The organism is Erythrobacter sp. MTPC3 (genome assembly GCF_042854385.1).
Lineage (GTDB): Bacteria > Pseudomonadota > Alphaproteobacteria > Sphingomonadales > Sphingomonadaceae > Erythrobacter.
Genome location: NZ_BTGP01000002.1, coordinates 209,410 through 234,196, shown reverse-complemented (window position 1 = coordinate 234,196; position 24,787 = coordinate 209,410). Strand labels below are relative to the sequence as shown.

Genomic DNA, 24,787 nt, shown 5'->3' with positions numbered 1-24,787 from the left:
GTGCCTGCGCGGGCCTGAACATTGAGCCTGCTTAAAAATGTCGGGACCATTGGGTCGCTGACCATGCTCAGCCGCGTTGCCGGATTGGCGCGCGAAATGATATTTTCGCGCGTGCTCGGCGCGAATGCGGTAACAGACGCATGGTTTCAGGCGTTCATCATCCCCAATGTATTTCGGCGTTTGTTTGCCGAGGGGGCGTTCTCCGCCGCATTCGTCCCGATGTTTTCAAAGCGGCTGCACGGCTCTGACGATCCGGCAAAAGGTTTGGAGGAAGCCCGCAGTTTTAGCGCGGATGTTCTAAGCGTATTTCTGCCCGTGCTGATTGCGCTGGTAGCGGTGTTTGAAATCGCCATGCCGGGCGTGATCTGGCTTCTGGCAGAGAAGCCGGTCGATCCGCAGTCCTATTCGATGGCGGTGGATTTTGCGCGGATCATGTTTCCCTACATCATCCTTGTCAGTCTGGTGACGCTGTTCACAGGGATGCTCAATTCGGTCTCCCGCTTTGCGCCGGGTGCCAGTTTTCCGATTATCCTCAACCTTGTCCTGATCGCCGCGCTGCTGACGGGTGAATGGTTCGCAGAAAACACAGGCGCCAGTGTCGAAGAGATCGCTTATGGCATTGCGTGGGCGGTAACCGGGGCGGGCATTATCCAGCTGGCCTGGCTGTATTACTGGACCCGCGTCGAGGGGTTCCGGCCCAAGCTGCTGTGGCCGCGCATCACGCCGGAGGTGAAGCGGCTTTCGATCATTGCCCTTCCCGCAGCGATTGGCGGGGGGGCGTATCAGATCAATACGCTGGTCCAGCTCTATTTCCTTAATCAGCTGGACGATGGATCGGTCAGCTATATGAACTACGCCGACCGCCTGAACCAATTGCCGCTGGGTATCATCGGCATCGCGCTATCGACCGCGATCCTCCCCACCCTGTCCAAATTTGTCGGAAGCGACAACAAGGAAGGCGCAGACCGCATCCAATCCGACGCGATTGAGCTCGCGATGCTGCTGACGATTCCCGCAGCGGTCGCCTTGGCCATTTGCGCCACACCATTCGTCACGATGATTTTCCAGGGTGGCAGATTCGACCTTGCCGATGCGGCCGTCACTGGCAATGTCCTCGCCGCGCTGGTCATGGGATTGCCGGCCTATGTGCTGGTGAAAGTGCTGGTTCCGAATTTCTACGCCCGCGCGGATACCAAAACGCCGGTGATCGCGGCCTTCATCTCGCTTGGCGTATTTATCGCCTTCACCATCGGGTTTCTTGACGTGTATGGCGTGATCGGCGTCGCTTATGCCAGCGTCGTCGGCGCGTGGATCAATGTTGCGTTCCTGCTGGTCGTGCTCGCAAGCAGAGGGTTCTACCGTGTACCGGGCGCTTTGCTGTTTCGCATCGCGCGTCAGGTGCTGGCGGCCGCCGCCATGGGCGCAGCCTTGTTCTACACGCGCGACCTGCTAACCGATTGGTTTGCAGCGGGTCTGTTTGTACGGCTCGGCGCGTTGCTTGCCCTCGTCATTGCGGCGGGCATTGTCTATTTCGGCGTAGCTTTTGCGGTCGGAGCGATCGACCGTGAACGCATCGTCGCACTCACCAAGAAGAAAGCTCCTTAACATGCGCGTCGTCTCTGGCATCCAGCCCACCGGAAAGCCGCATCTCGGCAATTATCTCGGGGCGATCGTCAATTATGTAAAGCTTCAGGATGAAGCGCATGCAAGCGGCGGACAGTGCTTCATCTTTCTGGCCGATCTGCATGCAATCTCGCAGCCGCACAATCCGGCGGAGCTAAAGCAGAACACCCGCGAAATGGTCGCCACGCTGGTCGCATGCGGGGTCGATCCTGCAAAAGCGGTGCTGTTTAATCAGGCGCAGGTTCCTGCCCACGCAGAACTACAATGGCTGCTGAACGGGACGGCGCGGATGGGCTGGCTCAACCGCATGACGCAGTGGAAAGACAAGGCTGGCAAAAACCGCGAAGGCCAGTCGGTCGCGCTGTTCACCTATCCTGTGCTGCAGGCGGCGGATGTCCTGCTTTATCAGGCGACGCATGTGCCAGTCGGAGAAGACCAGAAACAGCACCTTGAGCTGGCGCGTGACATTGCGCAAAAATTCAACAACGATTTTTGCCCTGAGAACGAACCGCTCTTCACCCTGCCGGAACCGTATATTCCGCCCGCAGCGGCGCGGATCATGAGCCTGCGCGACGGGTCATCGAAAATGAGCAAGTCCGATCCGTCTGAAATGAGCCGGATCAGCCTGACCGATGACGCCGATACGATCATGAAGAAGGTGAAGAAAGCCAAGACCGATCCCGAGCCTTTGCCTAGCGAGGAAAAGGGGCTGGAAGGCCGCGCGGAAGCCCAGAACCTCGTCGGCATCTATGGTGCGCTGACCGGGCAAAGCATGGATGAGGTGCTGGCGGATCACGGCGGTCAGGGTTTCGGCGCGTTCAAACCGGCCTTGGGTGAGGTGCTCATCGAAACTCTCGGTCCGATCAATTCACGCTTCATGCAGCTGAAAGACGATCAGGAGGCGCTCGACGCGATCCTCGCTCGCGGTGCGGCGCAAGCCCGCGAAAACGGAATCCCAACCCTAGACAAGGCATATAAGGCGCTTGGTCTGGTGCGCGGCTGATCGCAGTCAGACCACGTTCAATCGCGGTTCAGACCTTTGCTTTACACTAGTGCTGCACAGTGACAGATTACTGATCCGGCTTGCATCGCGGCGCGAAACAATCGTTCCGGCTGAAGCGGCTTTTGCCGGTGGGACGCCGGGATGACGATTTTACAGGGTATGCTATGACTTTTTCGATCAAAACCACCGCCAAGCGGGCCTCGCTTTCTCTCCTGATGGCAGCCGGGCTGTCCGCCTGCGCACCATCATTCAACGCCGATGTTTCGCGTTTCGCGACATCGCTGCCTGCGCCGCAGGGTCAAAGCTACGCAGTCGTGGCAGAAGATCCTAAATTGGCAGGCGGGCTCGAATTTTCGCTCTATGCGGACATGGTCGGCGATGAAATGGAACGGCTCGGCTATGTCGAGGCCCCCTCACCTTCGGAAGCCTCTTTGCTGGTGCGGTTCGATTACGGGGTCGATAATGGCCGCGAACGCGTGCGCACCACAGCGGGCGCGGGCTTCAACGATCCGTTCTTTGGTCCATGGGGCCGGGGATATGGCTTTCGCCGTGGTTACGCGTTCGGTTTCTATGACCCGTTCCTCGCTGGCCCGGAAGTGCGCAGCTACACAGTCTACACCGGCGATATCGATGTGAAGATCGATTCGACTGCAGATGGGCAGCGGCTGTTCGAAGGAAAGGCGCAGGCTGCGTCACGGACGAACCGTTTGCAGACGCTTGTGCCCAACCTTGTCGATGCCTTGTTCACTGATTTCCCTGGGAATTCCGGTGAAACCCTGCGGATTACGATCAAAGATGACGGAAAGCGGGTGCGCACCGTCGACTAATCCGCTATGTTGCGAAAATAACAACCCTTGGATGGGACGATGGGGCGGCGCCAGGGGATCGGCGCCGCCCTTTTTGATTCCTCGAATGTTAATCCGGGAGGCGGTAGACCGGCCTCATGCACACTAGATGGTTCTTGGCCGGGATCGCACTCGCATTGGGCACTGCGTCGGTGGCGGGCGCATGCGCCGTCAACATTCCGCCCGCCTCACGGATTGAGTATGGCAAAGCACAAGGGACGATTGAGGGTGTAGCCATCGTATCGGTGACGACGGCCCGGCACATTGCTGAAAGGCAAGCCGACGCGCATCCGTGGCAGGCCCACGCAGCTATCGTAGAGATGGTCGAAGGAAGCGCGCTGCCGGAAACCTTTCAATTTGAGCGCGGATGTGGATCGTCAGCGTGCGAATGGAATCTGCCTGCGCTGCCGCAAGCAGGAGACCGCTGGGTCGTCTATTTCTGGAAGGATCGCAGCGGTTTATTTCGCCCCTGGCTCACCATGCCAATGGATGAGGCGATCAGGTTCGATCCCTCATTTGCAAAGTCAGGCAAGCACTAAAGCGCAGCATGCCCGCCGGTTGAGCCAAACCCGCCATCACCGCGCATCGTTTCGTCCAGCTCATCCACTTCGTGCCATGACGCATGAACCACCGGCGCCAGCACGAGCTGCGCGACGCGGTCACCGCGTGCAATAACAAACGCATCGGTTCCGTGATTGATCAGCAAGACCTTTAGCTCGCCCCGGTAATCGGAATCGATTGTTCCCGGCGTATTGGGCACTGTGATGCCGTGCTTGAAAGCCAATCCTGAACGGGGGCGCACCTGGATTTCATATCCTTGAGGGATAGCCATCGACAGGCCGGTCGCGACCGCGTGACGTGCACCGGGCGCAATCGTCACATCCTCGGCAGAGACAACATCCATCCCAGCCGCGCCGCCAGTGGCATAGGCGGGCAGAGATAGCCCTTCGCCGTGGGCGAGTCGTTTCAGCTTTACTGGGATGCCGGGTGCAGTCGCGGGCCCTTCCCCGCCAACCAACCGGGCGGTCATTCCGCTGCCTCAGCCTTAAAAGAGGCTGCAATCCGTTCCGCAATCGCCATTGCGACGGCGCTTTTGGGCATTTCATCAAGGCTTTCGACCCCGTCGCCTTTGACGATATGGACGCGGTTGTCATTGCCGCCCATCACATCACCCGAAACATCGTTTGCCACGATCCAGTCGGCGGCCTTCCGCTTGCGTTTACGCTTGGCATTTTCAAGGACGTTTTCCGTCTCGGCTGCAAATCCGATAACCAGTTCGGGGCGCTCTTTGCCGCCGGCCACATTCGTCAGAATGTCGGGGTTTTCGGTCAACATCAATGCAGGCGGTGCAGAGCCGCGTTTCTTGATCTTTTCGTCGAGATATTCTTTTGGCCGCCAATCAGCGACCGCAGCCACCATCACAGCAACATCGGCGGGAAGAGCGCGCTTCACCGCCTTGTTCATATCGTCCGCGCTTTCGACGTCGATACGGTCAACGCCCGCAGGCGTTTTCAGCGATACGGGCCCTGCGACCAGAGTGACTTTCGCACCCAGCGCAGAAGCCGCCGCAGCGATCGCGAAGCCTTGTTTACCGCTGGATCGGTTGGCGATGTAACGTACCGGGTCGAGCGATTCCCAGGTCGGTCCCGCCGTTACGAGGACGTGCCGTCCCTCAAGCGGGCGATACCCAGCGTCGATGTCAAAGCCGCCTGCGCCAACCACGTCATCTACCACGGTTTCAATCTCGCCCGGCGCGCCACCTGCCGTCACCGGCTCGGGAGCGGATTTGCGATCGTCGACTTCGTGGTTGATCGCGCTGATATCGATTGGCGGCGCTGCGCCAGCCCCGCCTTTCTTCGCAAGCAACGGCCCGCCAAAGTCGGGATTGAATTCCGGTTCTTCCTCTTCAGGAAGCTCCTCTAGCGGTTCTTCGCCTTCGATCTCTTCGCCTTGCTGTTCATCCAGCTCGGCAAATTCGGTTTCGATGTCTTCGTGGCTGCGCTTGGCCGTCGAGCGGGGGATAATCCGCGCAAGCAGCCCGCCAAGGCCGCCGCCGCGTTCTTCCTCTGGCTCCAGCGCTTCGAATTCGATGTTTGCGGGACCCGGGTCTTGCTGATCGTTGGCAGGCGCAGGCGCGGGCGCTGCCTCCTCTACCTCGATATCGAAGTGTGCGGCGATTTCACGCCAGATTGCATGGGGTTCGGGCAATCTGCCATAACCAAATTCGCCGCACGCCATGGGACCTTCGTCGGGATGCAGCACCTCGACGCCGGCCTGTTCAAGCAAGGCGATATTGCGCTGGGTCGAGGCATGTTCCCACATGCGCACATTCATTGCCGGAACCGCCATCACCGGCTTGTCCGTGGCAAGGATCAGGGTGGTCGCCAGGTCATCGGCAATGCCGGCGGCCATTTTGGCCATCAGGTCGGCTGTCGCCGGGCAAACCACGACCAGATCGGCCTCGCGGCTCAACTGGATATGGCCCATCTCCGCCTCGTTCTTGAGGTCGAAGAGATTGGTGTAAACCTGATTTTCACTGAGCGCGGCAAGCGACATGGGCGTGACGAATTGCTGTCCGCCTTTAGTAACAACGCAGGTCACATCGCCGCCGCCTTTACGGATCAACCGGACCAGCTCGCATGATTTGTAAGCCGCGATCCCGCCGCCCACAACCAGCAACACCTTGGGTGAAGCCGTATTCACGATGCCCGTCCCCTCGCGTGAAGGTGGCAGAGGCTCAACCAGCCAGTCATGCTTCGTGTTACTCCTGTACGATGCGATCCGCGCCAACCAGCGCGCGAAGACGAGCCTAGCCGTGCAGGCGCGCGCAGCCAAGTGTCAACGCGCGCCTTGTGTATCCCTTGCGTTGCAATGGTTAATTTTTGTTGAGTCCCGACCTCCCTTACCGGTAGATGGTGTTTGGTTTGGGGGAGAATGATGTGATTTTGGCGCTTAGGGCAGGATTGATACTGGGCGGGCTGCTACTCGTATTCATGGGGATCGGGTTTCTGATTGATCCGGCTGTGTCCGCAGCTGATTTCGGCATCACGGTGGAAGGTGCGCACGGGCTGACATCGGTTCGCGCGGACTTTACCGCTTTCTTCACAGTCGGCGGCGCCTGCTTCATCTGGGGAGCATGGCAGCGGCGCCGTGATCCCCTGATTATCGGTGCGGCGCTGATGCTGGTGACGCTGGTTTCGCGCGTGGTCGCGCTTTTGATCGACGGCAGTTTCGACGGATTTATAACCCCGATGGTGGTTGAGGCACTGCTGGGGATTTTCGGGCTGATCGCTGCGAAAAAACTGCCTGCCGCAAATTAGGCGTCAGCCAATCCAGCCCATGCTGGATGCAGCCCACATCGCGCCTGCACCTGCCAGGATCGCGGCCACATAACCTAGGCGGGATCCGCCTGTGCGCGGCTTTCTGTCGGTCAGCAGTTTGATCTCTGGCAAGGGCGGAGCCTCCGGTGCGCCGCCTTTTGGCGGGAATTGCTCTTCAAGCCTGCGGATCAATCCTGGAAGGCGGAACAGCGTTTCTGTGTCTTCCTTGATCCGGTCGGCAACAGCCGCCTCCGGCCCCAATTCGTCGCGGATCCAGCTGCGCACATAGGGCGCGGCGGTATCCCACATATTGATGTCAGGATTTAGCTGGGTGGCGATCCCTTCGACCATCACCATCGTTTTTTGCAGCAGCAACAGATGCGGCTGGGTCTGCATGTCGAAATCGCGCGTGATCGCGAACAGCCCGTCCAGCATCTGGCCGACGCTCAGCTCTTTCACCGGCTTTCCGCGCATCGGTTCACCCACCGCCCGCAGTGCCGTCGCGAATTCTCCGACCGAATGATAACTGGGCACATATTGCGCCTCGAAGTGAATCTCGGAGACGCGTTTGTAATTGCCCGTGGTCAGGCCGTAGAGGATTTCCGCAAGCCATTGCCGCGCACGCCGGTCAATCCGGCCCATGATACCGAAATCGATGGCCACAATCGTACCGTCGTCTTCGATGAACAGGTTCCCCTGATGCATATCCGCATGGAAGAACCCTGCGCTGATGGCCTGCGTCAGGAATGAAATCACCAGCCGCTCGGAAATCGCGTCGAGATCATGCCCGCGCGCGATCAGTTCATCGCGGTTGCTGATCTTGACCCCGTCGATCCATTCGATGGTCAATACGCGGCCATTGGTCCGGTCCCAGTCGATGGCTGGAATGCGGTATCCGCCAACCCCCGACATCTCCTCAGTCAATTCCGATGCCGAGGCCGCCTCGCGCCGCAAATCGAGTTCGGAATTGGACCAGCGTTTGAAATTTGCAATCGTCAGGCGCGGGCGCAGGCGCGTTGCCTCTCCGCCCATAGCCTCCACATGCGCTGCGGCCCATTCGTAGGTCTGGATATCGCGCGCGAATTTTTCACGAATGCCCGGGCGCAGAACCTTGATCGCGACGGTGCGGCCATCTGTCGTAACAGCCTTGTGCACCTGCGCGATGGAAGCCGCCCCAACCGGGTCGGGATCAACCTCTGCAAACATCGTCTCCAGCGGCCGGTCGAAACTGGCCTCAATCGCTGCCTTGATCTCGGTGAAGGGAACCGGAGGCAGGCTGTCTTGCAGGCTGAGCAGGTTTTCCGCCGCTTCCTCGCCCACAAGATCGGGGCGGGTCGCCAGCGATTGGCCCAGCTTGATCGCGGCAGGACCAATTGCCCGGAATGCGCCGCCATAATCGCGCTCACCCTTTTTCCGTGTGAGGGTCGCCCAGCGCGCCAGTTTTACCAGCCTTCGCACCTGTGCGGGCGCGTTGGGGTCATCTTCGATACCGACAAGAGCGCGGCGCCGTGCAAGCGTTACGCCCCATCGGGCAAGGCGGGTCAGGTGAATGATGGGAGCAGTCATTGCGCGGTTGCCGTGCGGCGCGTCCTCACACTTTCCAGCCGGAATGAATGGCGACCGCACCGCCAAGGATCGATTCCACCCGCGTATTGGTAAAGCCTGCGCTGCGGATCATGCTTTCAAATTCGGGCATGGAAGGGAATTTGCGGATCGATTCGACCAGATAGCGATACGAATCCGCGTCACCTGCAATCGCCTGTCCCATGCGCGGCAGCAGCTTGTCCGAATACACGTCGTAGATTTCCTTGAAACCGGACCATTCCGTGGTCGAAAATTCCATGCAGTAAAACCGCCCGCCCGGACGCAGGACACGGTATGCCTCTGCCAGCGCCCTGTCCTTGAACGTCACATTGCGGATGCCGAACACGATCGTATACGCATCAAAGCTACCTGAGGCGAAGCTCACGTCCTCGGCATTCTGGCAGGTAAATACCAGGCTGCCGGTGTCATCGCCTGCGGGGCGGTCCATCGCCCGCTCTGCCCCGACGTCCAGCATATCCTGATTGATATCCGCCACGGTGATGTCCGCGCCGCGATCCGCCATGCGAAACGCGATGTCGCCCGTGCCGCCCGCCATATCGAGGATCTGTTCGCCAGCCTGCGGTTTCACCCGTTTGACAAAGCGATCTTTCCAGCCGCGATGCATGCCCATCGACATTGCATCGTTCATGATATCGTATTTTCGCGCGACGCTGGTGAAGACCTCGCCAACGCGGCGGGTCTTTTCCTGCGGGGTCACGTTTTCGTATCCGAAACTGACCGTTTCGTCGGATGAGTTGTGCGATGCTTCGTTCATAGGGTCGGCCTTAGATGGAATTGCCCCATCCGCAAAGGGTGTTAGAGGGTTTGCGGCGCACTCTTCGCGTGCAAATGCAATTCTATCCGGCGGATATCCCGATGCCCGAATTACCAGAGGTCGAAACGACAGTGCGCGGCCTCGCCCGCTTTCTGGATGGTGCGCGGATCACGCGGGTCCAGATCAACCGCCCCAACCTGCGCCGTCCGTTCCCACCAGACCTTGTGCAGGTGATGACGGGCGCGGGTGTGACGCATCTTTCGCGCCGGGCGAAATACGGTCTCATCCACCTTGACCGCGGATCGACGATGATTTTCCATCTGGGCATGAGCGGGCGCTGGCGCATCGACCCTGAAGAGGCCGAACCGCATGATCATCTGATACTGGAAACCGCCAGCCACCAGTTTGCGTTATGCGATCCGCGCCGTTTTGGATCGGTCGATCTGCTCGCGTCCGATAGGCTCGACAACTGGCCGCAATTTGCCGCGCTCGGTCCAGAACCGCTTGGCCCCGGCCTGACGCCCGAACACCTCAAATCCGCCTTGAAAGGCAAGACGCAAAGCATCAAGCTGTGTCTGCTCGATCAGCGCATCGTCGCAGGCCTCGGCAATATCTACGTATGCGAGGCTTTGTGGCGGGCGGGCATCCACCCGCGCAAGGCAGGCGGCAAAGTGACAAAGCCCCAGCTCGCCCGGCTGGTCCCTGCGATCAAGGATGTCCTGGAAACCTCGATCAAGGATGGCGGTTCATCCCTGCGCGATTACGCACAGCCAGACGGGGAACTGGGTTATTTCGCCACCCGCTTCGACGTGTACGGGCGCACCGCAGAGCCGTGCAGGCGCGACGACGGGGGGTTGATCAGGCGCATCGCGCAAGGCGGGCGGAGCACCTGGTACTGCGCCAAGTGCCAGAAATAAGCTTGCCAGCCTGCAATACGGGGCGCGGCGCTGGTCAAGAATCCTTGACCGCGACAGCCCTTAGCCCTATGTCGCGCGCTTTCCGGTAGCTCGGGCGAATCCCCAGCACCGATTTTCGATCATTACCGATTTCTAGATATCGGTCGCCCCAAGGCGGCCTTACAAAACGCGAGACAGACAAGATTATGGCCAATTCGCCGCAAGCCCGTAAGCGCATTCGTCGCAACGCAACCCGGACGGAAGTAAACACCGCCCGCGTCAGCCGCATCCGCGGCTTCGTCAAAAAAGTCGAAGCTGCCGTCGAAGCTGGCGACAAGGAAGCAGCCGCAGCTGCTCTCAAGAACGCCCAGCCTGAACTGGCCCGCGGTGTTGCACGCGGCGTGATGCACAAGAACACCGTGGCGCGTAAGATGTCGCGCCTGTCAAAGCGCGTCGCCGCTCTCTGATTCGGTTTTGCTGGCCGCGATTCGCGGTCACGCTGGACACAACATGCCTTAAATTGGCTATCGGGCCGCGCTGTAAAAGCGCGGCCCTTTTTGTTTCTAGGTAATATGGCAGTGGCACTGGGTTGGGATCATTCACGCAACCTACGGATTCCCAACGATTCGCACCCTGAAAACTACACATATTCAATAAAAACAAAGACTTGAACGTGGGTCTGCGGGTTAGCACCGAGTCAACCGGAATATTTCAGTTTTTTGAAAATTCCGTTCTTGCTTCGAAAGCCGATGCGCTCTTTATTCATGGCTCATCCGGGTCGGGACAGCTCGGGTTCTAGATACCAGTGACAGGGGGCCCTTGAAAACCACGGTTTTCGAGTGGGGGATCTTATACCTGTTACAGATTTGAAGTGCACTCCGGATGCGGCTCCGGGAGTGGGAAAAATTTGGGGAACGATAGTGCACAATACCGATAAGGCGCGGACAACGCGCCGGAAAGCAGACGACGATCTCATGGAAGATGCAGAAGCCGTAAATCTGGCCGCAGACTGGTCCGATATCAGTCAGGGTCTCCGTAAGGATCTGGGTCATCAATTGCACAGCCAGTGGATCAAGCCGATCCAGGTTGGCGGCATCGACAAGGCAACCGGCCGGCTCGATCTGTTTCTTCCTACAGAATTCTCCGCCAACTGGGTGAAGGATCGCTTTCATGACCGGCTCCAGCTGGCATGGAAGATTGCCCGCAGCGAAGTGCGCACCGTCAATATTCAGGTGCACCCGGGCCGCCGGCAATTGCCGGAACTGCGACTCGACGATGGACGCCGCCCGGCAAATGATGGCGCCAGCGCAATCGCCGTCGCCGCAGGCACAATCGGTGATGCCGGTTTTACCAGCTCTGTCGGCCTCGACCCCTCGCTCACCTTCGCAGCGTTTGTCACCGGAGAGGCGAATGTGCTGGCCTGCAATGCCGCGCAGCGCATGGCCGCGACCGAGCAGCCCCAGTTCTCGCCGCTCTATCTCAAAGCGGCCACCGGTCAGGGCAAGACGCACCTGCTCCACGCCATCGGCCACGCATTTTTGCAGGCACACCCGCGCGCCCGCATCTTCTACTGCTCGGCTGAGCGGTTCATGGTGGAATTCGTCCAGGCCCTCAAAGCCAACCAGATGATCGAGTTCAAAGCGCGGCTGCGCAGTTTCGACCTGCTGCTGGTTGACGATATCCAGTTCATCATCGGCAAGGCATCGGCTCAGGAAGAGCTGCTTTACACCATCGACGCCCTGCTGGCCGAAGGTAAGCGGCTGGTATTCGCAGCTGACCGCGCCCCGCAGGCTCTCGACGGAGTGGAACCGCGGTTGCTCAGCCGTCTTTCGATGGGTCTGGTCGCCGACATTCAGGCTGCCGATATCGAACTGCGCAAGAAAATCCTTGAATCGAAGCTTTCACGTTTTGCCCCGCTCAATGTGCCGGGTGATGTGCTTGATTTTCTCGCCCGCACGATCACCCGCAACATTCGCGAACTGGTCGGCGGCCTCAACAAACTGATCGCCTACGCGCAGCTGACGGGTCAGGAGGTTTCGCTCAATCTAGCCGAGGAACAGCTGACCGATATCCTGTCGGCCAATCGCCGCCGGATCACGATTGACGAGATTCAGCGCACGGTCTGCCAGTTCTACCGGATCGACCGCAGCGAAATGTCGTCAAAGCGGCGCGCGCGCGCCGTGGTTCGTCCGCGGCAGGTTGCAATGTATCTGTCGAAGGTGCTGACGCCGCGTTCCTATCCAGAGATTGGCCGCAAGTTCGGTGGGCGCGACCATTCCACGGTTATCCACGCTGTCCGCCTGATCGAAGATCTGCGCCAGCGCGACGCCGATATGGACGGGGACGTCCGCAGCCTGCTGCGCCAGCTCGAAAGCTAAATCGCCTTCCGCGCCCGATATGCGGGTCCACACATCGCCAACAGTTTGTCGACAGTCCTATACACAGGGCTGTCGACAGCCTGTGCACATGCAGTAAACAGCTTTTCACATGAGTGGTCCCCAGCCTTTTAATGCGCAATCCGATTTGCCGGAAAGCATGACTGCCGCCGCAATGCGGGGCATTCGCGGCCGGTGTCCGCGCTGTGACAAGGCATCGCTGTTTCGCAAATGGCTAAAGCCGGTGGATCGCTGCGCCGCGTGCGATCAGGACTGGTCGCTTCAGCAAGCCGATGACTTTCCGGCCTATATCGGCATCTTCGTGGTCGGCCATCTCCTCGCCCCGGTTGTCATCACGATGATCGGGACTTTCGCAATGTCGGCATGGCTAACCCTCGCCATCCTGCTGCCGATCGCCATCGCAATGCTGATCGCGATGCTTCAGCCCACAAAAGGCGCGGTGATTGCGTTTCTGTGGTGGCGCGGGATTGGCGCGTTTTCGCAGGAGCGCCGCGCCGCCCGTGAAGTCGAACCGGAAAAGCGCGATTTATGAGCCTGTCTCCCGCTCGCCTCGATCGTTTCGCCCGTCACATCGTCCTGCCGGAAATCGGCGGAGCAGGCCAGGTTGCGCTGGCGGGCGCTCATCTTGCGATCATCGGTCTGGGCGGAATCGGATCGCCGGTCCTGCAATACCTCGCCGCGAGCGGGATTGGCCGCTTCACTTTGATCGATGACGACACCGTCGATGTCAGCAACCTGCAAAGGCAGACGATTTTTACCCAGCGCGATGTTGGTCACGGCAAAGCGACAAGTGCGCGGCGCTGGCTGGCAAATTTCGATGATGCGCTGGAGGTGTCGATTTCCGATACGCGCATCACACCGCAAAATGCAGGCGAGCTGATTTCAGGCGCCGATCTGGTGCTGGACGGCACCGACAATTTTGCGACCCGCCTTGCCGTCTCCGATGCCTGCGTTGCCGAACGCACCGCGTTGCTCTCTGCCGCTGTAGGCCGGTTTCAGGGTCAGGTGGGTGCGTTTGCAGGGCATTTGGCCGATCAGCCGTGCTACCGCTGTTTCGTGGGTGACGCCTTCGACGCAGAAGACTGCGACACCTGCGCCGAGGACGGAATGCTGGGCGCGATGGCGGGCTGGATCGGAAGTTTTGCCGCGATGCAAGCGGTGCGCGTCCTGCTTCACGGGGTCAGCAGTTTCGGTGACCCTCAATATGGCAAGCTGCACATCCTGGACGGAACGAAACCCGGTCTAAAAACGCTTAACCTTTCAAAAGACCGTGCTTGCAAAGGATGCAGCTGACGCGATGAGCGACAAATCAAGCTCCAACGAATTGGCAGAAGAACGCACCGATCTTGCCGAAGACCGGACGGATTGGGCCGAGGATCGCACGGTCATGGCGAACGAGCGGACCTTTGCTGGCTGGATGCGGACCGGACTTGCCGCGGTTGGTATCGGCCTCGGTTTCAACGCGCTGTTCAACTCAATGGAGCCGGCCTGGGTACCCCGTCTGATCGCCACCGGCTTCATCTGCATCGGCGTTTTCATTTTCTGGAGCGCGCAGAAAAATGGCTGCGAAGTCCATGACCGGCTGCACGCGCACCATGCCGAACCCATCAAAAGCACCAATCTGAAATTGGTCGCTGGTTTCATGGCGCTCGGCAGCGTCGCTCTGGCCGTCGCCATTTGGGTCATGCGTTTTCCGGAAGCCTGAACGCGCTCAGGCGCGGGCTAGCACCTCATCGACCCATTGCGGGACCAACGATCCTGCCGGTCCATGCCGTGCCTCCCGGAAAAAAGGCGTCCCGTCGCTTGCATCCAGATTTAGCTCCAGCGTGTCCGCTCCTGTCCGCTGCACCTCTTGGACAAAGCCTGCCGCCGGATACACCGCCCCGCTCGTGCCGATGCTGACGAACAGATCGGCCTGCGACAGCGCCGCGTAAATCCGCTCCATCTGATACGGCATCTCGCCAAACCACACGACATCGGGGCGCAAGCTAGGCGCCTGACAGATCGGGCATTGCGGCCTGTCCGACATCGGAGCATCCCACGCGCTGCGCATTTCGCACGCGGCGCAAAGCGCGCTTTTCAATTCGCCGTGCATGTGCAGGACCCGCCGCGATCCGCCCCGCTCATGCAGATCATCGACGTTCTGTGTGACCAGCAGTAAATCTCCTGCAAACTCGCGCTCCAAACGAGCCAAGGCGCGGTGGGCGTCATTCGGTTCAACCGATGCCAGCGCCTCCCGCCGTGCATCGTAAAAGCCAAGCACAAGATCAGGATTGCGAGCGAACCCTTCGGGCGTCGCGACATCCTCGACCCGGTGCTGTTCCCACAATCCGCCCGCGGATCGGAATGTGTCGATGCCGCTTTCTGCCGAAATTCCGGCCCCTGTAAGGATGACGATGCGCTTGATCTCTGCCATGCTGTTCATGAACACGGCAAGGGCTTGAAGATCAATGATACAATTTGGCGTAATCGGACATAAGGGCCGCATGGGATGCGCAATCATCGATGCGATTGGCGAGGCTGGCCATGAATTTCGCGTCGGTGTCGATCTTGGCGGCGACCCTGCGCCAATTTTGAACCAGTGCGATGTCGTGGTTGATTTTTCTTCTCCCGATGCGCTCGGCTCCAATCTTCGCGCGGCTCGTTCTGCCGGCATTCCGATCCTGATCGGGACCACCGGCCTTGAAGAGGAGCATTTCGTCCTGCTTGCCGAAGCTTCGAAGGAAATACCCGTCTTGCAGACCGGCAACACGTCGCTGGGAGTGACTCTGCTCGCGCATCTGGTGAAGGAGGCCGCTGCGAAACTGGGTCCGGACTGGGATATCGAAGTGCTCGAAATGCACCACCGCATGAAAGTCGATGCTCCGTCAGGAACCGCAAAACTGCTGGGAGAGGCGGCTGCCAGCGCGCGCGGCGTTGATCTGGCGGACGCGATGGATAGCGGCCGTCACGGGCAGACTGGGGAGCGGCGCGAAGGCGACATTGGCTTTGCAACCCTGCGCGGCGGCACAGTCGCGGGCGAACACAGCGTCATTTTTGCAGGAAAAGAAGAGCGGATCACGCTGTCGCATTCAGCAGAAAACCGCATGATCTTTGCACGCGGCGCGGTGCGCGGGGCCGAATGGCTTACAGGCAAACCAGCCGGGCGATACGCGATGGAAGACGTGCTAAGCCTCGCATGACCAAAGACCAGATTTTCGAGTTTTTCCGCCGCCTTGCGGAGGATAATCCTGAGCCTGAAACCGAGCTGGAATATGGCAATGCCTACCAGCTAGTCGTCGCGGTCGCTTTGTCGGCGCAGGCCACCGATGTCGGTGTGAACAAGGCGACCCGGCCGCTGTTTGCAAAGGTGGAAACGCCGCAGCAAATGCTCGATCTGGGGCTGGAAGGGCTGATCGGGCACATCAAGACAATCGGCCTGTTCAACTCAAAGGCAAAGAACGTCATCGCGCTCTCGCAATTGCTGATCGACGATTATGGCGGAGAGGTTCCTGACACGCGCGATGATCTCGTGCGGCTACCCGGCGTCGGGCGCAAAACAGCGAATGTGGTGCTCAATTGCTGGTTCAAACAAGAGACGTTTGCAGTCGACACCCACATCCTGCGCGTCGGCAACCGCACGGGTTTAGCCAAAGGCAAAACGCCCGAAGCGGTTGAGGCAAAACTGGAAAAGCGCGTGCCACAGCCGTTTCGCCTACACGCCCATCACTGGCTGATCCTTCATGGCCGCTATGTTTGCAAAGCCCGCACGCCGGAATGCTGGCGCTGCGATCTGGCGGACCTGTGCAGCTTCAGGAAAAAGGTGACGGAAAAGCCTAAGGGGCGTTAATGGCGCGCGGCGCAGGCCGGCAAATTCATGGCAGTCTAGAGTGACGCTGGTTGCGTCCTCAGAAATACAAACGCGAAGAAAATCATAAACAGAAAATCGTTAGCGCCATAAATGGTATAAAAAATACCGGCGAGAAGGTCCTGATCGTAGACCTGGCTCAAGGACTCGGTGGTGATGAAAGAGAGCCACGCGATCACGTAGGCTAGCTTCTCAATCACGAAAACAGCAATCAGCCAGCGTACCTGCGCATAACTTTTGTAGACCGCAATATAGCCAAGCCCCCATAAAAGGATCGACACCAAGCCAAATAAGCCCATGACATTTGGCTGAGCGTTCATCATCACTTCGTTAGTGAGCGCTTTGGAGCACACCAAAACGCCAAGGATGTTGCTGAGGCCAGCGAGGATGAAACCGTTCTGAATTAATTTGTTTCTCACCGCGCCTGCGCTCTCAAACATCATCGGCCGAGATCATCTCGGCCCTGTCGATTTCGCCCGTCATCGCCGCGACCGTAGTCGCAACAGCCGCGTCGCCTGAAACGTTGGTGGTGGTGCGCATCATATCCATGATCCGGTCAACGCCCGCCACGAAGGCAATCGTTTCCAGCGGCACTCCGACCGCGCCGAATACCAGCGCCATCATGATAAGGCCCGCGCCCGGAATACCCGCAGCGCCCACCGCTCCCAGCGTGCCTAGGATCGAGATCAGGAAATAATCGCCCCAGCTCAGGTCTACGCCGAAAATTTGCGCGCCAAACAGTGTCGCGAGGCCAAGATACATGGCCGTGCCATTCATATTGATCGTCGCGCCCAGGCTGATGACGAAACTCGCCACAGAGTTGGACACACCCAGATTGCGCTGTGCACAGCGCAGCGTCACAGGCAGGGTCGCGTTGGAGCTGGCCGTGGAATAACTCACCGCGATTGCATCGATGATCCCGCGAAAGAAATCGATCACCGGCAGCTTCGCAATGAATTTTATCATCCCGCCATAGATCAGCGCGATGATCAGCAGGCATCCGAGGTAATTGAGGAACACCAGCTTGCCGAGCGCGGCGAGCGCATCCAGCCCCAGCGTGCCGGCGACCCATGCCATCAGCGCAAACACTCCGAACGGGGTCAGCTCCATCACAACCATCGTGACTTTCTGCATCACGACCGAACCGGAATCGAAGATTTTGAGGACAGGCTCGCCCTCCTCTTTCGCCATCAGGATGCCGATCCCGATCAGCAGCGAAAACACGATCAGGGGGAGGACGTTTACGTCGGCCATCACCTGAACCGGGCTTTGCGGGATCATACCCAGGATCATGTCGTTGAACGTCGTTTCATTCGGCTCCGGCACGGCGCCCATCTCGATTGCGCTTGTATCGACCCCGGCACCCGGTTGCAGCAGCGTGCCAAGGCCAAGGCCCAGCCAGACGGCAATCTGTCCGCTGACCACAAACAGCAGTAATGCGCGCCCGCCAACAGCGCCCAGCTTCCGGATATCGCCAATACTCGCAACGCCCGCGACAAGGCTGAAAAAGATGAGCGGCACGACCAGCATTTTGATAAAGCCGATGAACACATCGCCGATAATCTTGATGCTTTCCGCCTCTGGCCCCCAGAAATACCCGGCGATCACGCCAAGGATCAGCGCACCGATCACCCGCTGCCATAGCGGAATTGCAAACCAGGTTTTCATGTGCGTCAAATCCCTTTCGGCGGTGTTATTTGCCGAGCGCCAATGCGCCGAGCGCGGCCCGTGTGTAAATCCTGGCTAGCGTATCGAGGTCGGCGATGGCCACCGCCTCGTCACGCTTATGCATGGTCGCGTTGCAAAGACCGAATTCGATCACCGGGCAGACGATGCGTAAGAAACGCGCGTCCGATGTGCCGCCGGTGGTCGAAGCCTCTGGCTGGGTGCCCGTTTCCGCTTCGATGGCATTCGCCAGCATTTCGGAAAACGGCCCCGGCGCGGTGAGGAAAGGTTCGCCAGATATAACCGGCCGCGCAGTGCCGCCGTATTTTTCGGCGATGGCGATGACTTTTTCCGAGAGGCTGGCGCCCGAATGCGTATCGTTAAAACGGATCGAAATGCGCGCTGTCGCCTTGGCCGGGATGACATTATGCGCCTTGTTCGCGACGTTGAATTCGGTGATTTCCAGATTGCTCGGCTGGAACCAGTCGGTGCCTTCATCCAGCGAAAGCGCGTCCAGTTCCGCCAGCATCGCGACCATTTTCGGCATCGGATTGTCGGCCAGGTGCGGATAGGCGACGTGGCCCTGTGTGCCGTCAACTTCCAGCCAGATATTGACCGAACCGCGCCGCCCGATTTTCATCATGTCGCCCAGCCGATTGACGCTGGTCGGTTCGCCGACAAGGCACAGATCGGGCCGGATGCCTTCTGCTTCCATGTAATCGATAAGGGCGCGCGTGCCGTGCAGGGCCGGCCCTTCCTCGTCGCCGGTGATGATGAAGCTGATCGTGCCGGCGTCGCGGGGCACGTCCGCAACGGCCGCCACCATGGAGGCGATGGATCCCTTCATATCGACCGCACCGCGGCCATACAGCAGGTCGCCGCGCTCTTCCGGTTCAAACGGCGCGCTGCTCCAGCCTTGCCCCGGCGGGACGACGTCTAGGTGCCCGGCAAATGCAAAATGGCTCGACCCTTCCGGCCCCCGGCGGATGGCAAACAGGTTCTCCACCGTCTCTTGTTCAGTACCCGCCTCCCCGCTGCCGCGCTGGAACCGGTGCACATCAAAGCCAAGCGGTTTCAGCAGCGCCTCCATCACTTCAAAAACCGCTCCGGTGGCCGGAGTGACGCTGGGCGCGGAAATCAGTGCTTTGGCGTAATCGAGTGCAGTTGGCATATCTGACGGGGTAGCAGGCTCGCTCAGCGGCGCAAGGCGGGCGTTACCGCTGTTCTTCTTGCGGCAGCGGGCCGGGCGCAAATGCGCTTTCCAGCAGTTCGGCAATCCTGATCCCGGCCTGCTGAACACGCTGGCGGGCGATCGGGACACCGCGCACGATATCCTCTTGGCTCAGCGCCGTTTTGTCAGGCAAATCGGCGCCGCACACGTCATCGGTATCGAAGGCTGTCGGATAGACAAAACTGCGGCTGATCGACCAGCTTTCCTCGCCCCAATCCGCAGCGTTTCCGCCGCCTAGCTCTGCGCGCTCCTCTGCTGAGTAACGCCTTACGATCGGTCTATCACCGGTCGTAATGGCGCGCTCTGCCAACGGGCCGTCCCAGATCCGGTGCAAATTAAGGCCGGGCACGATGCCGTAATCAGTCTCACGGTCATTGCCGCCGCGATCACCCCGGTCGCCCGAATGCAGCGGCATATGCACATCGCCGGCGAAGTGGACGAGGAATGCCAGCGCTTCCAACCGAAGCTGATCGGGCAGGCTTTCATCGGCGAGGATGCGGTGGTTGCGTTCGATTTGCCCGGTGACACAGTTGCCGCCCGAACAATTGCTCCGGGCGTTATACACCTCGCAGATCGGCGCTGTCCGGTAATGCCATGCAGCGGTGTAGCCCCACCGCCAGCGTGTCCGGCGCACGCAATCGGGCCACACGCTCGCATCTTGCAAGGTCGCAAGATCGCATTCGGGGGTGCCGAGCAGGTCTTCCGATCGCATCAACGCGCGGATTTTGGCACGCGTTTCGGGCGACACATTCGCCTCTGCAATCTCGGCGGTTTTCTGGTGGGCGTAAAATCCCCAAGCCTGTAGCGGGGCCGGCAGCGCAGCGAGCAGCGCAGCAAACGCGCCCAGGATTATTGAGAGCCGACGCTCTCGTATTGTTCGATGACCCATTGTTCGTCCTCTGCCGCAGCAATCCATTCCTGTGTCCAGGCATGATCCCACATTGCTTCCATATAGCTTTGTGCGAATCCGGGCACACCAATGCCGTACGTCATAAAGCGCGAGACGACCGGCGCGAAGAAAATATCGGCCGCACCGTATGTGCCGAACAGAAACGGTCCGGCCGTGCCATGACGCGCGCGTGCCTCTGCCCATAATTGCAGGATGCGCACGATGTCTGCGCGGGTTTGGTCCGATACGTCCTGCAACTGCGCGCGGCGCCGCACGTTCATAGGCAGTTCGTCACGAAGCGAGGCGTAGGATGAATGCATTTCAGCGACCATCGCGCGCGCCATGCCGCGCGGCGCGTCATCTTTCGGCCAGAACCGGTCACGCCCGACCTTGTCAGAAAGATATTCCATGATGGCAAGGCTGTCCCAGATGACATTTTCCCCGTCCCACAGGATCGGAACCTTCCCGCTGGAGGGCTGCATGTCGCCCATTTCCTGCTTGGTCTGGTCCCAGTGCTCGCCCAGGATCGGGACAATTATCTCCTCGAAATGCAGTCCCGATTGCTTGGCAGCGAGCCAGCCGCGCATCGACCAGCTCGAATAATTCTTGTTGCCGATAATCAGCTTCATATGCCGCCTGCTCCACCTTGCTGGCTGTTGCCTCGCCCGCTGCCCTAGATATTCAGTGTTTCGCTGTCGAGCCTGAACGGGTTACGGCGTGCAGAGAGTAATGACGGAGTGCCCGAGATGAAACTGCCACCTTTCCACCTTGCCTTTCCGGTCGATGATCTTGCTGCGGCGCGCGCATTCTATGGCGGGATGCTGGGGTGCAGCGAAGGCCGCTCATCCGATGAATGGATCGACTTTGATTTTCACGGGCACCAGATCGTCGCGCATCTTGCTCCTGAACGGTCAGGCGATGCCGCCAGCAATCATGTTGACGGCCACGGAGTTCCAGTCCCGCATTTCGGCCTCGTGTTGGACATGGACGACTGGAACGCTCTTGCCGAAAAGCTGAAATCGGCGGGCACCGAATTCATAATTGAGCCGACAGTCCGGTTCCGGGACCGTCCCGGAGAGCAGGCCACCATGTTTCTGCGCGATCCGGCGGGCAATGCGCTGGAGTTCAAAGCGTTCGCCGATATCGGGCAATTGTTCGAAGCATGAAAATCGCGGCTTCGTTGCGGCGGTCTAACCTAGCGCGTCTTGCCCCAAAGCGTCCTGGACAAGAGCGGCTCTCAGCGCGTCGATGCCCATGCCTTTTTCCGCGCTGGTCAGGTGCAGTTCGGGGTAAGCGGCAACGTGTTTCTTTGCCTCTTCGGCGACCTGATTTGCGACCTTGTCCAGATGGCTCGCCTTGATCTTGTCCGTCTTTGTCAGCACGATCCGATAACCGACCGCGGCTTCGTCAAGCATTTTCATCATCTCGCGATCGACGTCTTTCAGCCCATGCCGGCTATCAACCAGCACAAGGTTACGCGCCAGAACGGGGCGACCGCGCAGATAGCTGCGCACCAGTTTCTTCCATTTATCGACGACTGATACCGGCGCCTTGGCAAATCCGTATCCGGGCATATCAACCAGACGAAACTGCAACGGATCGCCCACTTCGAAAAAGTTCAGCTCTTGCGTGCGGCCCGGCGTTACCGATGCACGCGCAATCGATTTACGCCCGGTCAGCGCGTTCAGCAGCGAGCTTTTGCCAACATTGCTTCGCCCGCAAAAAGCGATTTCGGGCACGGTCGGATCAGGCAGAAATTTCAGCTGCGGTGCCGACAGCAGAAATTCGACATGGCCGGAGAACAGCTTGGCCGCGCGTTTCTCACGCCGCTGCTGATCGCGCTCCTCTATTTCAGCCGGGGAAAGTTCGGGCGTCGTCACGCCTTGCCCTTTGCTTTGTCCTCGGCTGCCTTTTTGGCGGCCATGTCGGCTTTATCTTTCTTCGCCTGAGCCTTTAGCCCCGGATGCTTCGAATAGAGATAGCTTTGCTGAGCAAGGGTGAGAATGTTGGAAGTTACCCAGTAGATTAGCAATCCGGCCGCGAACGGCGCCATGACAAACATCAGGATCCATGGCATGAAGTTGAAAATCTGCTGCTGCATCGGGTCCATAGCCGACGGGTTCAGCTTGAACGTGAGCCACATCGTAATCCCCAGCAGCACCGCGAGCACACCGATGCCGAGGAAACCGGGAACCTCGAACGGCAGCAGGCCAAACATGTTCAGGATCGTCGCCGGATCGGGAGCGGACAGGTCGCGGATATAGAGGAACGGTTCATGCCGCATCTCGATGGCGAGCATCAGAACCTTGTACAGCGCGAAGAAAATCGGGATCTGGATGATCATCGGAAGACAGCCGGCCAGCGGATTGACCTTCTCTTCCTTGTACAGCTTCATGATCTCTTGCTGCTGCTGCTGTTTATCGTCTTTATAGCGTTCCTGCAGCGCCTTCATCTTGGGCTGGATCGCTTTCATCGACGCCATTGAGGCAAAGCCTTTTTGCGCGATCGGGAACATCAGAGCGCGCACGATGACAGTCAGCAGGATGATCGCGACGCCGAAATTACCGACAAGACCGTTGAGCGTGCGCAGCAGCCACAGGAATGGCTTTTCGATGATCTCGAACCAGCCCCACGAAATGGCTTTTCCGAACAGCGTGATGCCGGTGTCTTCATACGCGTCCAGAACGGTGCTTTCCTTGGCTCCTGCAAACAGCATCGTCGATTGGGTCAGCGTGCCGCCTGCGGGCAGTGTCTGCGCGTCGTAGATCAGGTCCGCCCGGAACAGATCATTGCCAAGTGACCGGAACTCAGCCGTGTCCGCCGCGCCGTCTCCCGGCACGAGCGCGGTGAGCCAATACTGATCGGTAAAGCCCAGCCATTCGAGGCTGCCTGCCGGAGTGTCGCGGCCGATTTCGGCCAGTTCTTCGTAATTGTTCGGATCGTATAGCGTGTCATCAAAAACACCCAGCGGACCGGAGTGAATGATGAACTGGTCCGGCGATGCATTCAGGCTAGTCCGTTTGATGAGCGCAAACGGCTGGACAATCGCGGCATTGCCGCTGCTGTTTTCGGCCACTTGCTCAGCCGTGATCATGTACTGATCGTCAATCGCGAGACGGATCGAATAGGTGATGCCGTTATCGCCTTCACGAGAGAGCGTCACGGGGGTTTGCGGGGTCAGGCGCTCGCCATCGGCTTCCCAAAGCGCGCTTGACGGCATTCGCTGTCCGCCAACCACGAAACCGAACTCGGCAAAGTACTGGTCGTCGGTGCGGTCTGGCGCGAACAGGCGAACTGGTCCGCTGTCCTTGTTGACGGACTGGCGGTAATCCTTAAGCACGATGTCGTCGATCCGCGCACCGATCAGATTGATCGAACCGGCTAGCCTGGGCGTGTCGATGACGACGCGGGTCGGGCTGGCGAGCGCATCCGACAGGTCGATGGGACCACTCGGCATCTGGGCACCTTCGGGCAGGTCGGCAGCAACGGTGGCTGTGCCCGGCACGCCGCCCGCACTTGCCTGCGCCGCAGGATCGACCTGCTGCGTGGGCGCCGTGACCGAAGCCTCCGGATAAAAAGTCCGCATAGCGAAATCCCAGCCAAGGATAAGGAGGCCGGAAAGCGCGACAGCGAGCAGGAGATTGCGCTGGTTGTCCAAGATAAGATCCCGTTTAGTCGTCTAGTGGTGTGTTATATAGATACTACAGTAGAGATTGCCACTTCCCGCCCCTTACGGCACCGGGTCGTGGCCATGCCCTCCCCATGGATGGCAGCGCCCTAGCCGTTTTATAGCCAGCCATCCACCCTTGAGAGCGCCATATTTGCGCAAGGCCTGGATCGCATATTCGCTGCAAGACGGAGAGAAACGGCACGATGGCGGCAGGATCAGCGACGGGCCAAGCTGCCATGCCCGCGCTATTGCGATGAAGACGTATTTCATCGGCCCGCGTTCCGCTTGTTTCCCCGGCGCGGGCGGCGGCCCCGGCTGGGATCGGTTTTGCCTTCCCGTGCGCGCGTCAGAACGATGTCTAGCTCATCTGCCATCGTTTCAAAATCCCGCTCGACACCGCCAGCGCGGCCGATCAGCACATGATCGTGATCGGGAAGCCCTTTTTGCGGAAGCGCGTCTCGCAAAAGCTCGCGAAAACGGCGTTTCATGCGATTTCGCACTACCGCATTGCCGATCTTCTTTGTCACCGTGATGCCATACCGGATCCCCGCACCGCCATTGGGCCGCGTCAACAGGACGAAACCAGCACGGGCATTGCGCAGCCCTTTATTGGCAGCGATGAAGTCAGCGCGTTTGGTAAGGACCGAAATCATGAATGGCCCTCATACGCGAAACGGGCCCCCAAAGGGACCCGTAAGGCCGGTCGGCCATTCGAAGCGGCATGGTGCTCACCATGGTGATCGCACCACCGGACCGCCCGCTCATTCATGCACGCAGTATTGCGTGCACACGAATTATGCAGAAAGGCTTTTACGGCCACGCTTGCGGCGGGCACGGATGACCTTGCGGCCACCAGGGGTCGCTTTGCGTGCGAAAAATCCGTGCCGGCGGGCACGAACGAGATTGCTGGGCTGAAAAGTCCGCTTCATATCGTCCTCGATAAACTGGTTTGGTCAACTGCGCCGCATATAGATATGCGATTGCAGCCTACCAATAAAAAATGGGCCACCGAAAAGGGCGGCCGGGCAGGGGCGCGCAACTAT

General features: G+C 59.4%; 29 protein-coding genes. 14 read left to right on the top strand and 15 right to left on the bottom strand.

What is annotated here, in order from left to right; all coding sequences use genetic code 11:
• The first annotated feature begins 21 nt into the window (after positions 1-21).
• The 4 genes from murJ (at position 22) to ACGHU1_RS03850 (ending at position 4,010) form a co-directional block, all read left to right on the top strand.
• Positions 22-1,605 (top strand): murein biosynthesis integral membrane protein MurJ, encoded by a 1,584-nt coding sequence (murJ, locus tag ACGHU1_RS03865; RefSeq protein WP_390583627.1) that lies wholly within the window; start codon positions 22-24, stop codon positions 1,603-1,605.
• Between the two features lies 1 nt (position 1,606).
• A complete protein-coding gene (trpS, locus tag ACGHU1_RS03860; protein ID WP_390583625.1) occupies positions 1,607-2,626 on the top strand; it encodes a tryptophan--tRNA ligase in 1,020 nt (339 codons plus the stop codon).
• Positions 2,627-2,790: 164 nt separating this feature from the next.
• Complete coding sequence (locus tag ACGHU1_RS03855; RefSeq protein WP_390583623.1) at positions 2,791-3,453, top strand: DUF4136 domain-containing protein; 663 nt, start codon at positions 2,791-2,793, stop codon at positions 3,451-3,453.
• Positions 3,454-3,569: 116 nt separating this feature from the next.
• A complete protein-coding gene (locus tag ACGHU1_RS03850) occupies positions 3,570-4,010 on the top strand; it encodes a hypothetical protein (RefSeq protein WP_390583621.1) in 441 nt (146 codons plus the stop codon).
• On the opposite strand, the gene dut is transcribed toward ACGHU1_RS03850, so the two are convergent.
• Together dut and ACGHU1_RS03840 are read right to left on the bottom strand one after the other, a co-directional pair.
• Positions 4,007-4,501 (bottom strand): dUTP diphosphatase, encoded by a 495-nt coding sequence (gene dut / locus ACGHU1_RS03845; RefSeq protein ID WP_390583619.1) that lies wholly within the window; start codon positions 4,499-4,501, stop codon positions 4,007-4,009. The genes ACGHU1_RS03850 and dut overlap by 4 nt on opposite strands.
• Positions 4,498-6,174, bottom strand: coding sequence for a bifunctional phosphopantothenoylcysteine decarboxylase/phosphopantothenate synthase (locus ACGHU1_RS03840; protein ID WP_390583617.1), 1,677 nt, complete (start codon positions 6,172-6,174; stop codon positions 4,498-4,500). Before ACGHU1_RS03840 ends, dut begins: the two co-directional genes overlap by 4 nt.
• Positions 6,175-6,410: 236 nt before the next feature.
• Here ACGHU1_RS03840 and ACGHU1_RS03835 point away from each other — a divergent pair, with 236 nt between their 5' ends.
• Positions 6,411-6,791: a DUF4345 family protein gene (locus tag ACGHU1_RS03835; RefSeq protein WP_390583615.1), complete on the top strand. Its 381-nt coding sequence runs from the start codon at positions 6,411-6,413 to the stop codon at positions 6,789-6,791.
• Between the two features lie 3 nt (positions 6,792-6,794).
• Here the strand turns inward: ACGHU1_RS03835 and ubiB are convergent, their stop codons facing one another.
• A complete protein-coding gene (gene ubiB, locus ACGHU1_RS03830; RefSeq protein WP_390583613.1) occupies positions 6,795-8,357 on the bottom strand; it encodes a 2-polyprenylphenol 6-hydroxylase in 1,563 nt (520 codons plus the stop codon).
• Positions 8,358-8,382: 25 nt separating this feature from the next.
• The gene (locus ACGHU1_RS03825) at positions 8,383-9,150 is read right to left on the bottom strand and encodes a class I SAM-dependent methyltransferase (protein ID WP_390583611.1); all 768 of its coding nucleotides are present in this window, start codon (positions 9,148-9,150) and stop codon (positions 8,383-8,385) included.
• Between the two features lie 101 nt (positions 9,151-9,251).
• On the opposite strand from ACGHU1_RS03825, the gene mutM reads away from it, so the two are divergent.
• The 6 genes from mutM (at position 9,252) to ACGHU1_RS03795 (ending at position 14,147) form a co-directional block, all read left to right on the top strand.
• Positions 9,252-10,067 (top strand): bifunctional DNA-formamidopyrimidine glycosylase/DNA-(apurinic or apyrimidinic site) lyase, encoded by an 816-nt coding sequence (mutM, locus tag ACGHU1_RS03820; protein WP_390583610.1) that lies wholly within the window; start codon positions 9,252-9,254, stop codon positions 10,065-10,067.
• A gap of 185 nt (positions 10,068-10,252) precedes the next feature.
• Positions 10,253-10,513, top strand: a complete 261-nt coding sequence (gene rpsT, locus ACGHU1_RS03815) for a 30S ribosomal protein S20 (protein WP_390583609.1) — start codon at positions 10,253-10,255, stop codon at positions 10,511-10,513.
• Positions 10,514-11,020: 507 nt separating this feature from the next.
• Positions 11,021-12,424 carry a chromosomal replication initiator protein DnaA gene (gene dnaA, locus ACGHU1_RS03810; protein WP_390583937.1) on the top strand — a complete coding sequence of 468 codons (1,404 nt, stop codon included), beginning with the start codon at positions 11,021-11,023 and terminating at the stop codon, positions 12,422-12,424.
• Between the two features lie 109 nt (positions 12,425-12,533).
• Positions 12,534-12,974: a DUF983 domain-containing protein gene (locus ACGHU1_RS03805; RefSeq protein WP_390583607.1), complete on the top strand. Its 441-nt coding sequence runs from the start codon at positions 12,534-12,536 to the stop codon at positions 12,972-12,974.
• Complete coding sequence (locus tag ACGHU1_RS03800; protein ID WP_390583606.1) at positions 12,971-13,735, top strand: HesA/MoeB/ThiF family protein; 765 nt, start codon at positions 12,971-12,973, stop codon at positions 13,733-13,735. Before ACGHU1_RS03805 ends, ACGHU1_RS03800 begins: the two co-directional genes overlap by 4 nt.
• Before the next feature lie 4 nt (positions 13,736-13,739).
• Positions 13,740-14,147, top strand: coding sequence for a YidH family protein (locus tag ACGHU1_RS03795; RefSeq protein WP_390583604.1), 408 nt, complete (start codon positions 13,740-13,742; stop codon positions 14,145-14,147).
• Between the two features lie 6 nt (positions 14,148-14,153).
• On the opposite strand, the gene ACGHU1_RS03790 is transcribed toward ACGHU1_RS03795, so the two are convergent.
• Positions 14,154-14,858, bottom strand: coding sequence for an NAD-dependent deacylase (locus tag ACGHU1_RS03790; protein WP_390583935.1), 705 nt, complete (start codon positions 14,856-14,858; stop codon positions 14,154-14,156).
• Between the two features lie 34 nt (positions 14,859-14,892).
• Between ACGHU1_RS03790 and dapB the strand changes: the two genes are divergently transcribed.
• Positions 14,893-15,624, top strand: a complete 732-nt coding sequence (gene dapB / locus ACGHU1_RS03785) for a 4-hydroxy-tetrahydrodipicolinate reductase (RefSeq protein WP_390583602.1) — start codon at positions 14,893-14,895, stop codon at positions 15,622-15,624.
• Positions 15,621-16,271, top strand: a complete 651-nt coding sequence (nth, locus tag ACGHU1_RS03780; protein WP_390583600.1) for an endonuclease III — start codon at positions 15,621-15,623, stop codon at positions 16,269-16,271. The genes dapB and nth overlap by 4 nt, the downstream gene beginning before the upstream one ends.
• 35 nt (positions 16,272-16,306) lie before the next feature.
• Here the strand turns inward: nth and ACGHU1_RS03775 are convergent, their stop codons facing one another.
• The 5 genes from ACGHU1_RS03775 to ACGHU1_RS03755 are packed head-to-tail and all read right to left on the bottom strand — an operon-like array spanning position 16,307 to position 20,703.
• Positions 16,307-16,732 (bottom strand): hypothetical protein, encoded by a 426-nt coding sequence (locus ACGHU1_RS03775; protein ID WP_390583598.1) that lies wholly within the window; start codon positions 16,730-16,732, stop codon positions 16,307-16,309.
• Positions 16,722-17,957 (bottom strand): dicarboxylate/amino acid:cation symporter, encoded by a 1,236-nt coding sequence (locus tag ACGHU1_RS03770; RefSeq protein WP_390583596.1) that lies wholly within the window; start codon positions 17,955-17,957, stop codon positions 16,722-16,724. The genes ACGHU1_RS03775 and ACGHU1_RS03770 overlap by 11 nt, the downstream gene beginning before the upstream one ends.
• Positions 17,958-17,982: 25 nt before the next feature.
• Complete coding sequence (dapE, locus tag ACGHU1_RS03765; protein WP_390583932.1) at positions 17,983-19,125, bottom strand: succinyl-diaminopimelate desuccinylase; 1,143 nt, start codon at positions 19,123-19,125, stop codon at positions 17,983-17,985.
• 43 nt (positions 19,126-19,168) lie between these two features.
• Positions 19,169-20,074, bottom strand: coding sequence for a S1/P1 nuclease (locus ACGHU1_RS03760; RefSeq protein WP_390583594.1), 906 nt, complete (start codon positions 20,072-20,074; stop codon positions 19,169-19,171).
• Positions 20,035-20,703 carry a glutathione S-transferase family protein gene (locus ACGHU1_RS03755; protein ID WP_390583593.1) on the bottom strand — a complete coding sequence of 223 codons (669 nt, stop codon included), beginning with the start codon at positions 20,701-20,703 and terminating at the stop codon, positions 20,035-20,037. The genes ACGHU1_RS03760 and ACGHU1_RS03755 overlap by 40 nt, the downstream gene beginning before the upstream one ends.
• Before the next feature lie 117 nt (positions 20,704-20,820).
• Here ACGHU1_RS03755 and ACGHU1_RS03750 point away from each other — a divergent pair, with 117 nt between their 5' ends.
• Positions 20,821-21,240, top strand: coding sequence for a VOC family protein (locus ACGHU1_RS03750; protein ID WP_390583591.1), 420 nt, complete (start codon positions 20,821-20,823; stop codon positions 21,238-21,240).
• Between the two features lie 24 nt (positions 21,241-21,264).
• Here the strand turns inward: ACGHU1_RS03750 and yihA are convergent, their stop codons facing one another.
• From yihA to rpmH, 5 genes are all read right to left on the bottom strand, one after another.
• Entirely contained in the window at positions 21,265-21,924 is a 660-nt protein-coding gene (yihA, locus tag ACGHU1_RS03745) for a ribosome biogenesis GTP-binding protein YihA/YsxC (RefSeq protein WP_390583930.1), read from the bottom strand.
• A 26-nt stretch (positions 21,925-21,950) separates the two neighbouring features.
• Positions 21,951-23,732: a membrane protein insertase YidC gene (gene yidC / locus ACGHU1_RS03740; protein ID WP_390583589.1), complete on the bottom strand. Its 1,782-nt coding sequence runs from the start codon at positions 23,730-23,732 to the stop codon at positions 21,951-21,953.
• 72 nt (positions 23,733-23,804) lie between these two features.
• The gene (gene yidD / locus ACGHU1_RS03735; protein ID WP_390583587.1) at positions 23,805-24,014 is read right to left on the bottom strand and encodes a membrane protein insertion efficiency factor YidD; all 210 of its coding nucleotides are present in this window, start codon (positions 24,012-24,014) and stop codon (positions 23,805-23,807) included.
• Positions 24,011-24,397, bottom strand: coding sequence for a ribonuclease P protein component (gene rnpA, locus ACGHU1_RS03730; RefSeq protein WP_390583585.1), 387 nt, complete (start codon positions 24,395-24,397; stop codon positions 24,011-24,013). Before rnpA ends, yidD begins: the two co-directional genes overlap by 4 nt.
• A 141-nt stretch (positions 24,398-24,538) precedes the next feature.
• Positions 24,539-24,673 carry a 50S ribosomal protein L34 gene (gene rpmH / locus ACGHU1_RS03725; RefSeq protein WP_142787977.1) on the bottom strand — a complete coding sequence of 45 codons (135 nt, stop codon included), beginning with the start codon at positions 24,671-24,673 and terminating at the stop codon, positions 24,539-24,541.
• Positions 24,674-24,787 lie beyond the last annotated feature (114 nt).

Bases quoted from the DNA above. Each gene is read 5' to 3' on its own strand.
- dapB (WP_390583602.1), top strand. From the start codon at position 14,893: ATGATACAATTTGGCGTAATCGGACATAAGGGCCGCATGGGATGCGCA.
- ACGHU1_RS03800 (WP_390583606.1), top strand. From the start codon at position 12,971: ATGAGCCTGTCTCCCGCTCGCCTCGATCGTTTCGCCCGTCACATCGTC.
- yidD (WP_390583587.1), bottom strand. From the start codon at position 24,014: ATGAAATACGTCTTCATCGCAATAGCGCGGGCATGGCAGCTTGGCCCG.
- ACGHU1_RS03805 (WP_390583607.1), top strand. From the start codon at position 12,534: ATGAGTGGTCCCCAGCCTTTTAATGCGCAATCCGATTTGCCGGAAAGC.
- ACGHU1_RS03755 (WP_390583593.1), bottom strand. From the start codon at position 20,703: ATGAAGCTGATTATCGGCAACAAGAATTATTCGAGCTGGTCGATGCGC.
- dnaA (WP_390583937.1), top strand. From the start codon at position 11,021: ATGGAAGATGCAGAAGCCGTAAATCTGGCCGCAGACTGGTCCGATATC.
- ACGHU1_RS03775 (WP_390583598.1), bottom strand. From the start codon at position 16,732: ATGATGTTTGAGAGCGCAGGCGCGGTGAGAAACAAATTAATTCAGAAC.
- dut (WP_390583619.1), bottom strand. From the start codon at position 4,501: ATGACCGCCCGGTTGGTTGGCGGGGAAGGGCCCGCGACTGCACCCGGC.
- ACGHU1_RS03795 (WP_390583604.1), top strand. From the start codon at position 13,740: ATGAGCGACAAATCAAGCTCCAACGAATTGGCAGAAGAACGCACCGAT.
- ACGHU1_RS03850 (WP_390583621.1), top strand. From the start codon at position 3,570: ATGCACACTAGATGGTTCTTGGCCGGGATCGCACTCGCATTGGGCACT.
- ACGHU1_RS03770 (WP_390583596.1), bottom strand. From the start codon at position 17,957: ATGAAAACCTGGTTTGCAATTCCGCTATGGCAGCGGGTGATCGGTGCG.
- ubiB (WP_390583613.1), bottom strand. From the start codon at position 8,357: ATGACTGCTCCCATCATTCACCTGACCCGCCTTGCCCGATGGGGCGTA.
- trpS (WP_390583625.1), top strand. From the start codon at position 1,607: ATGCGCGTCGTCTCTGGCATCCAGCCCACCGGAAAGCCGCATCTCGGC.
- rpmH (WP_142787977.1), bottom strand. From the start codon at position 24,673: ATGAAGCGGACTTTTCAGCCCAGCAATCTCGTTCGTGCCCGCCGGCAC.
- mutM (WP_390583610.1), top strand. From the start codon at position 9,252: ATGCCCGAATTACCAGAGGTCGAAACGACAGTGCGCGGCCTCGCCCGC.
- nth (WP_390583600.1), top strand. From the start codon at position 15,621: ATGACCAAAGACCAGATTTTCGAGTTTTTCCGCCGCCTTGCGGAGGAT.
- rnpA (WP_390583585.1), bottom strand. From the start codon at position 24,397: ATGATTTCGGTCCTTACCAAACGCGCTGACTTCATCGCTGCCAATAAA.
- rpsT (WP_390583609.1), top strand. From the start codon at position 10,253: ATGGCCAATTCGCCGCAAGCCCGTAAGCGCATTCGTCGCAACGCAACC.
- ACGHU1_RS03825 (WP_390583611.1), bottom strand. From the start codon at position 9,150: ATGAACGAAGCATCGCACAACTCATCCGACGAAACGGTCAGTTTCGGA.
- ACGHU1_RS03760 (WP_390583594.1), bottom strand. From the start codon at position 20,074: ATGGGTCATCGAACAATACGAGAGCGTCGGCTCTCAATAATCCTGGGC.
- ACGHU1_RS03855 (WP_390583623.1), top strand. From the start codon at position 2,791: ATGACTTTTTCGATCAAAACCACCGCCAAGCGGGCCTCGCTTTCTCTC.
- dapE (WP_390583932.1), bottom strand. From the start codon at position 19,125: ATGCCAACTGCACTCGATTACGCCAAAGCACTGATTTCCGCGCCCAGC.
- ACGHU1_RS03790 (WP_390583935.1), bottom strand. From the start codon at position 14,858: ATGGCAGAGATCAAGCGCATCGTCATCCTTACAGGGGCCGGAATTTCG.
- ACGHU1_RS03750 (WP_390583591.1), top strand. From the start codon at position 20,821: ATGAAACTGCCACCTTTCCACCTTGCCTTTCCGGTCGATGATCTTGCT.